Here is an 11,535-nt window from a genome sequence, read left to right on the forward strand (position 1 = left end):
GTAACAAGAAGGGGAGGCCACGATCGTTCCGATAAAATTACAGGTTTTTCCCGAAACCGGATCATTGTGTGGTGCGATCCATCTTCAGATCGGCTCGTAAGCTTCCGAGCCGCAGATGTCATCGATCTCTGCGCGCCGCCGGTCGATGATCTTTCCGCCTGATATCGTGACGATGTAAGTTTGTGTGCCGAGTGCCGAGCCGGTCGCAGAGGTAAGTTGTGCGCGGACGCAGGCCGTCCAGCCCGAACCGCGGACCTCGTGATGAGGCAGGGCGACCAGCACGTCGCGCGGATAGGATGTGTTGAGGAAGACCACATCGATCTGCTCGCGGACCACGCGCTTCACATCCGGCGGCGGTTCGGGCGCTGGCTGTTCGGCCTCCTTGATGCGCATGAACTCGGGCACCGGCGCGCGGCTGTCGGCAAAGCCGCACGCGCCAAGCGCGAGCGCGCCGGCAACCAGTGCCACATGAGCAACAATCCGCAACATTCCTGAAGGTCCCTGCGGGCCAACAGATAGGGGCGAATTCGGCGGGACGAAGTCCTGCCCGATCAACATTTGCTGAAGGACTGGAGGTCGCCGCATTTGCTATTACCGGAGCGCGGGCTAGTTTGTACCCCGGGATGAGGGGGATCGCATCGATGCGGATTTTGGTCATAGCGGCTGCGGTGCTGGCGCTGACGGTCGCTTCAGCGCATGCGCAGATGGGTGGCGGCGGCCGGCGCCAGCCCAACGAAAGCAGCCAGAAACCGGATAACAAGCCAAAGGTCGACGAGAAGGCCTACAAGGCCGCGCTCGACCGCATTCCGGAGTCCAAGGAAAAGTATGACCCGTGGAGCGGGGCGCGCCCGAGCGAGGCCGCCAAGAAGCCGAAATAGAGCGAGGCGGATGGTGGGGCAGCTGCAATGTCTGCTCGCTCTCGTCCTGCTGCTCGCGGCCCGGCCATGCCTCGCCTGGGAGAGCTGGGGCGGCGATCCCGGCGGTTCGCGCTTTTCGCCTTTGCGCGCGATCACGCCCGACAATGTCGGTCAGCTCGTTCGCGCGTTCGAATTCCGCACCGGCGATGTCACGGCGCGTCCGCCGGACGTGATGCGGCGAACCAAGTTCGAGGCGACGCCGCTGTTTGTCGAGGACAGTCTGATCTTTTGCTCGCCCTTCAACGAAGTGATCGCACTCGACCCCGGCACGGGCGCGCAAAAGTGGCGCTACGATCCGAAGATCGCGACTAGCCAGCGTCCAGCAAATCGCTATGTCTGCCGTGGTGTCACGCACTGGGTCGACGATTCTGCGCCGCAGGGGGCCGCCTGCCGTTCGCGGATCTTCATGGGGACCAACGATGTCCGCCTGATCGCGCTCGATGCGAAAACGGGTCTTCCCTGCGCGAACTTCGGCAAGGGCGGCGAAATCAAGCTCGATATCGGTATGCCGCTGGAATGGCCTGGCGAATTCCAGATCACGTCGCCGCCGGTGGTCGGCCGCGGTGTCATCGTGGTCGGTTCGTCGATCGGCGACAACCGTCGCGTCGACGCGCCAAGCGGTGTGGTGCGCGCGTTCGACGCGCGCGGTGGTGAGCCGCGCTGGACCTTCGAGCCGCTCAAGCACGACGGCATCGAAGCGGGACACGCCAATGTCTGGGCAGCGATGTCGGTCGACGAACCGCGCGGTCTGGTGTTTCTGCCGACATCCTCGCCATCGCCGGATTTCTGGGGCGGCAAGCGACCCGGCAATAACGAGCACGCCAATTCGGTCGTCGCGCTGCGCATCGAGACCGGCGAGCTCGTCTGGGCGTTCCAGACCGTGCATCACGACGTCTGGGATTACGATCTGCCGGCGCAGCCGACGCTCGCGCGTATCGACACCGGTGACGGCCAGCGCGACGTCGTGATCCAGCCCACCAAACACGGTTTCGTCTTCGTGCTCGATCGCGACACCGGCAGGCCGGTTTGGCCGGTCGAGGAACGCAGCGTTCCGCAAGATGGCGCCGAGGGCGAAAGGCTTTCGCCGACGCAGCCATTCCCGACTCACGTGCCGGCGCTGACATCTCAGACGATCTCGACCGACGATGCGTTCTCGCTGCTGCCTTTTCTGCGCCACTCGTCCTGTGAACGGCAGTTCGCTGAAGCCCGCAACGAAGGGCTGTTCACGCCGCCATCGCTGCAGGGCACGCTCGTGTTCCCGTTCACAGGCGGTGGCGTCAACTGGGGCAGCGCGGCATTCGATCCGGTCAACCAGATCCTCTACGCCAACACCAGCCGCGCCGTGCATCTCATCAAGCTGATCCCGCGCGCGGATGCTGCCGGCTTCAATCCGCCGCCGGGTCATGATTTCGGCCAGCAGAAAGGAGCGCCGTTTGCGATGTCGCGTTCGGTGGTGAAGTCGCCACTCGGGCTGCTCTGCAACAAGCCGCCCTGGGGCGAGATGGTGGCGGTCGACCTCAAGGCCGGCAAGGTTCTCTGGCGTTCGACCGTCGGCACGACCGAGGATGTGGCGCCGCTTGGCGTGCCGTTTCCCTTTGGTGCGCCGCTGGTCAACGGGCTCGCCGTGACCGCGGGCGGTGTCGTCTTCACCGGTGCGCTGGACGCCTATCTGCGCGCCTACGATGCGCGCAGCGGACAAGAGCTATGGCAGGGACGATTGCCGGTGCCGGGCGTCGCCAATCCCATGACTTATGTCTGGAAGGGCGAGCAATATGTCGCGATCGGCGCCGGCGGCCATTCCGAAGCCGGCACCTCGATCGGCGATAGTCTTGTGGCGTTTCGTCTGGCGCGTCCGGGCGAGGCGCCGTCACTGTGGTCGCGCACGATCGATCGCCCCGGCGGGCGATTTTTTGCAACGGCGTCGGCGATCGCGCTTGTCATTGCCGCGCTGGTGATTGCGGCGCTTCGCTGGCGTCGACGCCGTCGTATCACACCATCATAATCGTGCTGTGGATGCGATACGAATGGTCGTTCACATCACGCGCATTACTGCACGAATGCGAGGCCGATGCGCTTGTCGCTGCGCCAGACCATGCGACAATTCCGCACAAAATTGTCACGCGTGATCGAAAGCGTGACCGATTGCGGCAATGTGGCTGATGTGTCGAGATCGACGGCCGCGCCGCCATCCGACATGTTTCGCACGGTGCACGCGATCCCCCTGTTTTCAAAGGTGATCGTGCCGCCTTTGAAAACCCGGTGACGCTGTGCTGCGCGCTTTTCAATCATCCGCGTCAATCCATCATGATGATTGTGAAATAATGCATAGAAATTGCGTTGATCTAAACTCAATACTGGCGCTACTTGCACTGCGCTTCAGACTTCGTTTACGACGTTGATGCGGCGAGTCGCTTCCCGCCGAGTTTAGCCCGCAAGCCCTTCCTTTATGGCGTTCCGCGCCGATGGAGATTTCGATGAAAACCAAGCTTTCGCTTCTGTTCGCCGCAGCGCTTTCACTCGCGTCCATGCCCGCCCATGCCACCAAGCTCTATCTCGCGACCATGAGCTGCAAGCAGTTCCTCGAGAGCGGCGACGACACCATCAAGATGGTGCTGACCTGGATGGACGGCTGGTACAAGGGCGACGAGGACAACGCGATCATCGACACCGACGTGTTCGTCGAGAACGCCAAGAAGTTCGCTGCCTATTGCGGCACCAACCCGAACGTCAGCATCGTCACGGCGGCCGACGAAGTCCTCGGCAAGTAAATTCGCAAGCAGGCCGATCGAGGCGCGATCGCGATCCCGCCTCGGTCTTTCGCTGCGGAATGATCATCGTCGGGAGCGGAGGTGCGCTTTTGCGTTCACGCGGCGCTCTTCGTTCCGGATGATGCTCAGCCCGGCAGCATCGCGAAGGCACTCGACACCATCGCGACCTGCTTGTTGTCGCTGGCGGAGAGCAGGGTGACGCGGCCAAAGCTCATGGTGCGTCCAAGCCGCACCACGCGCGCATCCGCCAGCACGTCCGACGAGGACACCGCGCGCATGAAATGCGTGGTCTGGTCGACCGTTGTCATCGGGCGATAGCCCCTGTTGGCGGCGAGGTTGGCGATCACCATCGCGGTGTCGGCAAGTGCCATCAGGGCCTGGCCGCAGACGACGCCGCCATTGCGGCACAGCCGCTCCGAGAACGGCATGCGGAGCAGCGCGCCCGGCTGCCAATCCGGCGCATCCGCAGGCGGCATGTGCTCGATGCGCTCGACGGAAAGGCTGAGATCCTGGACCCAGGGCGCAAAGACCTCGCCGAGGATGCGTCTGGCGTCCGCGATGCCGAACTCGGCGTCTGGCTGCGATGGCATTGATCTCGTTCCCTCCTGTGTTGCCGGATGTTTCACCCATTCTGCCCGCTTGGGAGCGGCAGAGTCACCGGGCCGCCGGCTTGAAAATGCCTGACTTGGCCCGATATGATGGCACGTTTGGGAACGGGTGGACGATGTTGCGTCGATGTGTCCTGGTATTTTGCCTGGCCGCGCTCTGTCTGGCGCTGGGCGGTTGCACCAGGTGCGGCCCGATTTGGGAGGACTGGTTCCAGGGGCCGAAATCGTGCAGATCGGACCGGCTCTAGCGGGCCGAAGCTGCGGTCCGGTGCTATCGATGAAATCAAGGAGTGAGTGATGAAGCTTTTTCGTATGGCAGCGGTGCTGACGGTGTTGGCCGGACCGGCCTTCGCGCAGGAATCGCCCCATATCAATCTGATGGCGGATGGGCCTTCCAAAACCGAAGACGAGAAGGCCGCCGATGCCGCGCGCGAAAAGGCCTACAAGGAGACCTTGAAGAAGATTCCGGACGCCAAGGCGGCCAACGACCCCTGGGGCGGAATGCGCGCCGACCCGCCGAAGCCGCCCGCGCCGAAAGCCGCGGCCGCCACCGGTGCGCCGAAGAAGCCCAAGGCCGGTACGGCCGCCAATTGACGCCTGGCCTAGAGGCAGCTGACGCCTCCGGCGGGACTCCCCTTCGCCGGAGATGGATCCTACATTCCCTCGCAGACTAGCGTTGAGGAGGCAGGATATGGCGGACCGCCCGCGCGACCTCGCCGAGCGGATGGCGCGCCGGCGCAAGCCGGCCGCTGGATCGGGCGACAGGGCGGGCGACGGCTATCTGCGCGAGAGCTTCACCCTGCCGCGCGCCGCGGCCCGGGCAACGGCACAGGCCTTTTTCGCACGCTATCCGAAGGCCGGCTACATGAGCGAAGTCGAGACCTGGCGCGAATTGCCTGATGGCGCCATCGAATTCACCATGCGGCGGTTGCCCACCGCCGACTAGCCGGTCCGGCGTCTCGATCGGCCGGGTCAGGCCGCCTTGTCAGGCGCTCTTGTCAGGCCGTCTTGCGCCCGATGGCCTTCAATTCCCGATCGATGCGCAATTGCACGCGACGGATCGCCAGAAGGTCGATCTTCGTCTCGGTCCTGCCGGTCTTGGTTTGATCGCCGATCCGGAACTGCCATTGCCAGACGCCGGGGATCGCCGTCTTTGCAACCGTGAACTCAACGCCCCTGTGATTCATGGTCACCTCCACGATTCACTTTGTCATGTCCGGAAACATGTTGGCCGCCGCATTATTCCATCGACAAGCAAAAATTGCTGTTAAGTCGAGGATAGTTCATCGGAATCCAGCAATCGCGCGCCGCTCGAAACAAGCGAAATCGGATTCCGAAAGTTGGAGCCGACCAAGGGGTTTTCGGCCCGGTGGAACGGCCGCGATCGCATGGGCACAGCTGCCCCGGCCAGGAACTCTGTTCCGGGCCGGAGAACCACGGACGGAGCCCGGCAAACCTGCGACGCAGACCGTGGGCGCATGCATCGCGCAAGAAAAACCCCGCCAGGGGAGAGCCGGGCGGGGCAAGAGGTTATTGGAGGCTGAGGTGCTGGGCTGCAACACCATAGCGCAACGACCGTAGCCCCCTCGGCTTACGACAAGCTGACACGACGGATCGGTCAGGATCAGTTGGTGTGGAGATCTGGCCCAGGCGGCGGCCGAAAACAGAAAACCCCGCTCGGCGCAGAGCGGGGTTGACTGGGTATGGAGGCCCGGTGTTGGTCCACCGGGCTCGCGCGACGCTAGAGCATTCGGCTGACAGGCGCCTTACGCAAGCTTGTGCAGGGCTTGCGATCCGATTTGCGATCCGGCTGCGCGTCCCAATTCAGACATCCCCCCGCACAACTTCAGACACATCGATTGGCGACACTTTGCGGGCACGGCGAAGCCATGGGGGATACGTGGCGCGCCGATAGCGGGGTGGCATCATGGACAAGGTCGAGCGGTCGTTCGCCGCCGCGACGGCGGCTGGCTTTGTGATACTGGTGATCGGGGTCGTGCTGTTGGCGCTGATGTAGCGGCGCGCTTGTTCAAGCGCGAAAACAACCCCATGCACAGTAGGGAGCAGCCTGTTTCGCCTGGCGTTTCCTCGGTGTGTCCCGAGCAGGTCCGGCGGCGGGCGACAATCGGCGGCGCGCCCCGCGCGATCCTTGCTGCAGACCTCGATTATCTCCCAGAGCGCTGCCTCCAGCAGATCAGGCGCTGCATCTCGTGCTATCATCCTGCATCGCAACTGGAGACGGCCATGGGCTTTTGGCTTTTCGTCATCGTCTCGATCGGATCGCTCCCGCTCGCGGGCGCGATGGCGCGTGAGCGAAACAGGTCGCCGCGGCGGTGGGTGTGGATCTCCGCGATTGTCGGTCCCCTCGCGCCATTGGCGCTGCTGATTCTTGGGGATGCGAAGAGGCCGGCCTCCGCCAATTGAGGCGGCCTTACGCGTTCGCGTAATCCCAGCCTAGCTCGGTCGGCTGTGTGGTGTGAAATAATTCCTCGCCGCAAAACTCGCATCGGTAGACGGATTCTGACCCTCGCCGAGGATGCGCTCCCGTCCAAGTTTGGACTAACCCAGGATGGGGAGGGGCCGCACGGTCGCGGCCGTCAACTAGGGCACGACACAGGTCGCAAGGTTGTCCGTTGGCTATCAGTGCCTCCCATAGCGAATTAGGACACTAACAAATTCTAAATAGGACACTTGGGGTCCAAATACGGACAGCACCAAATTCCACAAAAGAACATATTGCGAACTGAGAACAAATAGTGTACGGTAATTTTATCGACGACCCGCCGCGCCAATCGTTTGTCCCGCACCCGAATCCTCGCCATAAGGAGCGACCCAATGTCCACCACTGCCCTGCGTATCGTCGAAGGATCCTCCATGGACAAGAGTAAAGCGCTCGCTGCCGCGCTCTCCCAGATCGAGCGTCAGTTCGGCAAGGGCTCGGTGATGAAGCTCGGCAAGAACGACCGGTCGATGGATGTCGAGGCGGTATCGTCCGGCTCGCTTGGGCTCGATATCGCGCTTGGCATCGGCGGCCTCCCCAAGGGACGCATCGTCGAGATCTACGGGCCGGAATCCTCAGGCAAGACCACGCTGGCGCTGCACACGGTGGCGGAAGCCCAGAAGAAGGGCGGCATCTGCGCCTTCATCGACGCCGAGCATGCGCTCGACCCTGTTTATGCCCGCAAGCTCGGGGTCAACATCGACGAGCTCCTGATCTCCCAGCCCGATACCGGCGAGCAGGCGCTGGAAATCTGCGACACGCTGGTGCGCTCGGGCGCGGTAGACGTCTTGGTGATCGATTCGGTCGCCGCCCTGGTGCCGAAGGCCGAGCTCGAAGGCGAGATGGGCGATGCGCTGCCGGGCCTGCAGGCGCGACTGATGAGCCAGGCGCTGCGCAAGCTGACGGCCTCGATCAACAAGTCCAACACCATGGTGATCTTCATCAACCAGATCCGCATGAAGATCGGTGTGATGTACGGCTCGCCGGAAACCACGACCGGCGGCAACGCGCTGAAATTCTACGCCTCCGTCCGCCTCGACATCCGCCGCATCGGCGCGATCAAGGAGCGCGACGAAGTGGTCGGCAACACCACCCGCGTCAAGGTGGTGAAGAACAAGCTGGCGCCGCCGTTCAAGCAGGTCGAATTCGACATCATGTACGGCGAGGGCGTCTCCAAGATGGGCGAGATCCTCGATCTCGGCGTCAAGGCCGGCATCGTCGAGAAGTCCGGCGCCTGGTTCTCCTATGACAGCCAGCGCCTCGGCCAGGGCCGCGAGAACTCGAAGGCGTTCCTGAAGGCCAACCCCGACATCACCGCCAAGATCGAGACCGCGATCCGCCAGAACTCGGGCCTGATCGCCGAGCAGATCCTGGCCGGCACCCCCGAGCGCGACGCCGACGGCGAAGAGCCCGTGGACGAGTAAGCTTTCAAGCGAAGAGTTTTTCGCGAGGAGCGGGCGCTGAAGACGTTGAGTTGCCGACGTCGTCAGCGCCCGTTTCGTTTGTATGCGTGACAATGGGGTGGGGCGATGAAGCGTCTGATCCTGACCGGCTGGGGCGGTGGGCACGAGCTTGCGGGATCGGGTTTGGCCGAGATCGTCATACCGTTCCATTTTCAATTCGCATGGGGGCCTCTCCCATCGCCGGAAAAGCTCTCGGCTTATTTCGCGGCCTACACGGCGGATCTTGGCCCGGCTGAACACTGGTCGGATTGGGTTCGCTGGCCACGGGGTGCCAAAGGGCGCAAATTATCCCTGGCCGAATTTTGCGAGCCGTATGACGAGATCGAACTCTGGTTCGCAGCGACCGCCCGAGACCAGTTGCAACTCGTCTGGTTGCTTGATCACCTCAGTGGTTGTCCTGAGCTGGCGCAGAAGCTTGTGCTGCGATTGCTGGACTCCGATCTGAGGTTCCCTCCCGATTATGATTTCGCCAAGTCCGAGCCGCATATTCCTGTCGGGGACGTCCGTGCTGAGGACTTCGAGACAGCCAAGTTGGCGTGGTCGGCCTACCGCGCGCCGACCCCTGAGCCCTGCACCAAACTTCTTCACCGCGCTTTGAGTGGCTTGCTGATGCTGCGGCCAGTCTTGCTAGAGCTTCTGGCAGAGCTCCCGTCTCCCTTGACAGGGCTCGGTGCGACGGAAATGCGATTTTTGGAGATGCTTGACTGGTATGTGAACACGAATCCGTTGTTCCATCTAAGCTCGTTACGACGCACGTATGTGTTCGGCGAGATCGAACTCGGATATTTGCTCGAAGGCCTCGCTCTCGGCCCTAAGCCGGCAGTGGCCGGTCTGGGCGATGAACTTCGTACAATCGACCTTCAGAATTTGCGAGCTCGGCACGAAGTCTATCTGCGCAGCCGGTTGTCGCTGACGGAGTTCGGCAAGGCTGTCCTGGCCCATCGGGAAGATTTCAGCCGCTATAATCCGATCGACCGCTGGTGGGGCGGCACGCATCTGACCAATGATCGGCTGTGGCGTTACGGCTCTGTTTTAACCAAGCCTTGATAAGAGCGAACATGACGCGGCTCATCGTAACGACAGACTCGTCCATCGCCGGCGCCATCCAGCAGGCGGGCCTGGCCGACCTCGTGATTGCGATCGAGCGCCGGCTGGTTTGGGGACGATTGCCGTCCGATGCGGAGCTCGACGCGTTTTTTGCGCCGCGTACGACACAGCCTCAAGGGCTTCATTGGCTCGACGATACGCCATCCTGGCGTCTCGAGGCATCGGGTGCGACGAATCGAGGATTCATTGAACTGCTTGAGGAATACGACACTGTCGAGTTTTGGCGAGGGCCGGAACCGAATGCGCAATTGATCCTGCTCTGGCTGCTCGATCATTGGCGCCGCCGAAGTAATGCAAATCCCGACTTTGCGATACGCTGTCTGCCCCTGGGTGTGGGGGATGTTGCCCCGCCTCAGGGAATTCTCTACCCGCCGATTGTCGAGATTGAATCTCACGAACTCAAATTGGCCAGCCGTGCATGGCGGGCCTATTGCGCGCCGACTCCGCAAAAATGGCGCGATCTCTTCAAGACGAATTTGAGCTGGCTGCCCCAGCTCTCCCCTTATGCGAGCGCTCTCCTCGAAGAGCTTCCGCGCCTGGCTTCTGGCCTCGGTGCCACGGAAGCGCGGATACTTCGGCTCATTGCGCGAGGCGGCCTGCAGCCTTTCGATGTCTTTCCGGGGCGTCGGAAGCACGAGGAGCTGGATGTCTACGAATATTGGGAAGTTGGCGCATTGCTTGACGGGCTCGCCCGGTGCGAGAGGCCAGCGGTCGCGGGACTGGATGAAGGCCCTTTCTCTCTGGAAATGCATAACGATCCCGTCCGTTTCGATCGGTACAAGCGATCGCAATTGTCGCTGACCGAGTTCGGCAAGGCGGTGCTGGCGGGCGACGAGGATTTTCGCCGACACAACCGGATCGATCGCTGGTGGGGCGGCACTCACCTGACCAATGAGCGGCTCTGGCGGTGGGACGGCGAGGCATTCTCGCTCATCGCGCCTGATTGATACCTACGTATTCGCTCAATGTGTTCCTGTGCCGCGTATCCATTTTGAGAGGCAATGGTGTCCCATTTGATCCTGGCGACGAACGATCGGGCGGAGAGCACGCTTCGCCAGACGCGCCTCGCGAATGTCGTGCTCGGATTCTATCCACGCTTCGTCTGGAGCAAACTGCCTTCCGAGGAGCGGCTTTTGACTGGGCTGGAGCACCGATCGGCAAAGCACTGCAATCCCGGCGATCATTGGCTCTCTGCCGCGTGTCCCGATGCGCTTAACGGCTTCGGCACGCGCGATATCGGCCTCTTCGAGCTGTGCGGGAAGTTCGACTCGATTGAAATATGGGTCGATCCTCGGCCCAATGACCAGCTTGTACTGGTCTGGCTGCTGGACCTGCTTCGCCCTTACAGGGAGATCACGACGAAGCTGAGCCTGGTACATACCGACGATCGCATTGCGGACTATGCGCCGGAGTCGGTCGCAAAATGGAAGCTGCCGGCCTTCAAGGTGACCGAGAGCCATTTGGTGATGGCAAGCCGTGCCTGGAAAGCCTACCGGGCTGAAAACGCCGGAATCCTGTTTCGATCTGCTGATGACGGATCTGATGATCCTGCCGAGACATCGATCGGCGCTCATTGCGTTGCTTGAAGAACTTCCGGACAGCGTGACGGGACTCGGTGCCACCGAAATGGATATTCTGGACTTTGTGAACGACGGGCACACCGACCCCAGGCGCGTCACCGAGGCGTGGTGGATGCGCGATGTGTTCGACGAAGATGACGCGCGACATGCGTTGCTCGAACTGGGGGCACATTCGGTGCCGCCAGTCCTGTTGGGCGATCCATCGTTCGACAATGAAGACCGCTACTTCGGCAGGAGCGAGTGGAAAGTCACGCTGACTGAGCTGGGTCGTTCAATTTTTGCGCGCGAGGACGACATGTGGCGCCACAACCGGATCTATCGCTGGTGGGGCGGTACTGAGCTGACCAATGAACGGCTGTGGAGATGGGATCGCGAAAGCCGATCGCTGGTTGCGCCTTAGGACAGACCCGTAGGGTGGGTTAGCCCTGCAGATGCCGTAGGGTGGGCAAAGGCGCGCAAGCGCCGTGCCCACGATCTTGTAAGTCATGCAAAGGTGGTGGGCACGCTTCGCTTTGCCCACCCTTGTATTAGCGCGATCGCTTATGATGGTGCCGTTCCGTGAGGAATGGCCCAGCCCGGGTGGCCGCCCGAG

15 protein-coding genes are annotated in these 11,535 nt (G+C 62.2%); 11 read left to right on the forward strand and 4 right to left on the reverse strand.

Annotation, left to right across the window (positions count from 1 at the left end):
- Window positions 1-84: 84 nt before the first annotated feature.
- On the reverse strand, window positions 85-489 hold the full coding sequence (locus tag JQ621_RS32530; RefSeq protein ID WP_212241074.1) for a hypothetical protein: 405 nt from the start codon (window positions 487-489) through the stop codon (window positions 85-87).
- 152 nt (window positions 490-641) lie between these two features.
- Here JQ621_RS32530 and JQ621_RS32535 point away from each other — a divergent pair, with 152 nt between their 5' ends.
- Both JQ621_RS32535 and JQ621_RS32540 read left to right on the forward strand, forming a co-directional pair.
- Window positions 642-878, forward strand: a complete 237-nt coding sequence (locus JQ621_RS32535) for a hypothetical protein (RefSeq protein WP_212241075.1) — start codon at window positions 642-644, stop codon at window positions 876-878.
- Between the two features lie 10 nt (window positions 879-888).
- On the forward strand, window positions 889-2,919 hold the full coding sequence (locus JQ621_RS32540; protein WP_212241076.1) for a pyrroloquinoline quinone-dependent dehydrogenase: 2,031 nt from the start codon (window positions 889-891) through the stop codon (window positions 2,917-2,919).
- 44 nt (window positions 2,920-2,963) lie between these two features.
- Here JQ621_RS32540 and JQ621_RS32545 read toward each other — a convergent pair whose 3' ends face one another.
- Window positions 2,964-3,287 (reverse strand): PilZ domain-containing protein, encoded by a 324-nt coding sequence (locus JQ621_RS32545; protein ID WP_312015467.1) that lies wholly within the window; start codon window positions 3,285-3,287, stop codon window positions 2,964-2,966.
- Window positions 3,288-3,391: 104 nt separating this feature from the next.
- On the opposite strand from JQ621_RS32545, the gene JQ621_RS32550 reads away from it, so the two are divergent.
- Window positions 3,392-3,685 carry an HdeA/HdeB family chaperone gene (locus JQ621_RS32550; protein ID WP_212241077.1) on the forward strand — a complete coding sequence of 98 codons (294 nt, stop codon included), beginning with the start codon at window positions 3,392-3,394 and terminating at the stop codon, window positions 3,683-3,685.
- 125 nt (window positions 3,686-3,810) lie between these two features.
- Here JQ621_RS32550 and JQ621_RS32555 read toward each other — a convergent pair whose 3' ends face one another.
- Complete coding sequence (locus JQ621_RS32555) at window positions 3,811-4,275, reverse strand: PaaI family thioesterase (RefSeq protein ID WP_212241079.1); 465 nt, start codon at window positions 4,273-4,275, stop codon at window positions 3,811-3,813.
- 315 nt (window positions 4,276-4,590) lie between these two features.
- Between JQ621_RS32555 and JQ621_RS32560 the strand changes: the two genes are divergently transcribed.
- Window positions 4,591-4,887 (forward strand): hypothetical protein, encoded by a 297-nt coding sequence (locus JQ621_RS32560; protein ID WP_212241080.1) that lies wholly within the window; start codon window positions 4,591-4,593, stop codon window positions 4,885-4,887.
- A 97-nt stretch (window positions 4,888-4,984) separates the two neighbouring features.
- On the forward strand, window positions 4,985-5,239 hold the full coding sequence (locus JQ621_RS32565; protein ID WP_212241081.1) for a hypothetical protein: 255 nt from the start codon (window positions 4,985-4,987) through the stop codon (window positions 5,237-5,239).
- A gap of 52 nt (window positions 5,240-5,291) precedes the next feature.
- On the opposite strand, the gene JQ621_RS32570 is transcribed toward JQ621_RS32565, so the two are convergent.
- Window positions 5,292-5,480, reverse strand: a complete 189-nt coding sequence (locus JQ621_RS32570) for a hypothetical protein (protein WP_212241082.1) — start codon at window positions 5,478-5,480, stop codon at window positions 5,292-5,294.
- An 838-nt stretch (window positions 5,481-6,318) separates the two neighbouring features.
- Between JQ621_RS32570 and JQ621_RS32575 the strand changes: the two genes are divergently transcribed.
- The 6 genes from JQ621_RS32575 (at window position 6,319) to JQ621_RS35660 (ending at window position 11,343) form a co-directional block, all read left to right on the forward strand.
- On the forward strand, window positions 6,319-6,717 hold the full coding sequence (locus JQ621_RS32575) for a hypothetical protein (protein WP_212241083.1): 399 nt from the start codon (window positions 6,319-6,321) through the stop codon (window positions 6,715-6,717).
- Between the two features lie 411 nt (window positions 6,718-7,128).
- A complete protein-coding gene (gene recA / locus JQ621_RS32580; protein ID WP_212241084.1) occupies window positions 7,129-8,217 on the forward strand; it encodes a recombinase RecA in 1,089 nt (362 codons plus the stop codon).
- A gap of 105 nt (window positions 8,218-8,322) precedes the next feature.
- The gene (locus JQ621_RS32585; RefSeq protein ID WP_212241085.1) at window positions 8,323-9,303 is read left to right on the forward strand and encodes a hypothetical protein; all 981 of its coding nucleotides are present in this window, start codon (window positions 8,323-8,325) and stop codon (window positions 9,301-9,303) included.
- A gap of 11 nt (window positions 9,304-9,314) precedes the next feature.
- The gene (locus JQ621_RS32590; RefSeq protein WP_212241087.1) at window positions 9,315-10,310 is read left to right on the forward strand and encodes a hypothetical protein; all 996 of its coding nucleotides are present in this window, start codon (window positions 9,315-9,317) and stop codon (window positions 10,308-10,310) included.
- Between the two features lie 66 nt (window positions 10,311-10,376).
- Entirely contained in the window at window positions 10,377-10,949 is a 573-nt protein-coding gene (locus JQ621_RS35655) for a hypothetical protein (protein ID WP_249125712.1), read from the forward strand.
- Window positions 10,894-11,343 carry a hypothetical protein gene (locus JQ621_RS35660; protein ID WP_249125713.1) on the forward strand — a complete coding sequence of 150 codons (450 nt, stop codon included), beginning with the start codon at window positions 10,894-10,896 and terminating at the stop codon, window positions 11,341-11,343. The genes JQ621_RS35655 and JQ621_RS35660 overlap by 56 nt, the downstream gene beginning before the upstream one ends.
- Window positions 11,344-11,535: the final 192 nt, after the last annotated feature.

It is taken from the genome of Bradyrhizobium manausense, from assembly GCF_018129685.1.
GTDB lineage: Bacteria > Pseudomonadota > Alphaproteobacteria > Rhizobiales > Xanthobacteraceae > Bradyrhizobium > Bradyrhizobium manausense_D.

Coding starts and splice junctions, on each gene's coding strand:
- JQ621_RS32535 (WP_212241075.1), top strand. CDS start 642: ATGCGGATTTTGGTCATAGCGGCTGCGGTGCTGGCGCTGACGGTCGCT.
- JQ621_RS32555 (WP_212241079.1), bottom strand. CDS start 4,275: ATGCCATCGCAGCCAGACGCCGAGTTCGGCATCGCGGACGCCAGACGC.
- JQ621_RS32565 (WP_212241081.1), top strand. CDS start 4,985: ATGGCGGACCGCCCGCGCGACCTCGCCGAGCGGATGGCGCGCCGGCGC.
- JQ621_RS32540 (WP_212241076.1), top strand. CDS start 889: ATGGTGGGGCAGCTGCAATGTCTGCTCGCTCTCGTCCTGCTGCTCGCG.
- JQ621_RS32570 (WP_212241082.1), bottom strand. CDS start 5,480: ATGAATCACAGGGGCGTTGAGTTCACGGTTGCAAAGACGGCGATCCCC.
- recA (WP_212241084.1), top strand. CDS start 7,129: ATGTCCACCACTGCCCTGCGTATCGTCGAAGGATCCTCCATGGACAAG.
- JQ621_RS32585 (WP_212241085.1), top strand. CDS start 8,323: ATGAAGCGTCTGATCCTGACCGGCTGGGGCGGTGGGCACGAGCTTGCG.
- JQ621_RS32590 (WP_212241087.1), top strand. CDS start 9,315: ATGACGCGGCTCATCGTAACGACAGACTCGTCCATCGCCGGCGCCATC.
- JQ621_RS32530 (WP_212241074.1), bottom strand. CDS start 489: ATGTTGCGGATTGTTGCTCATGTGGCACTGGTTGCCGGCGCGCTCGCG.
- JQ621_RS32560 (WP_212241080.1), top strand. CDS start 4,591: ATGAAGCTTTTTCGTATGGCAGCGGTGCTGACGGTGTTGGCCGGACCG.
- JQ621_RS35660 (WP_249125713.1), top strand. CDS start 10,894: ATGACGGATCTGATGATCCTGCCGAGACATCGATCGGCGCTCATTGCG.
- JQ621_RS32550 (WP_212241077.1), top strand. CDS start 3,392: ATGAAAACCAAGCTTTCGCTTCTGTTCGCCGCAGCGCTTTCACTCGCG.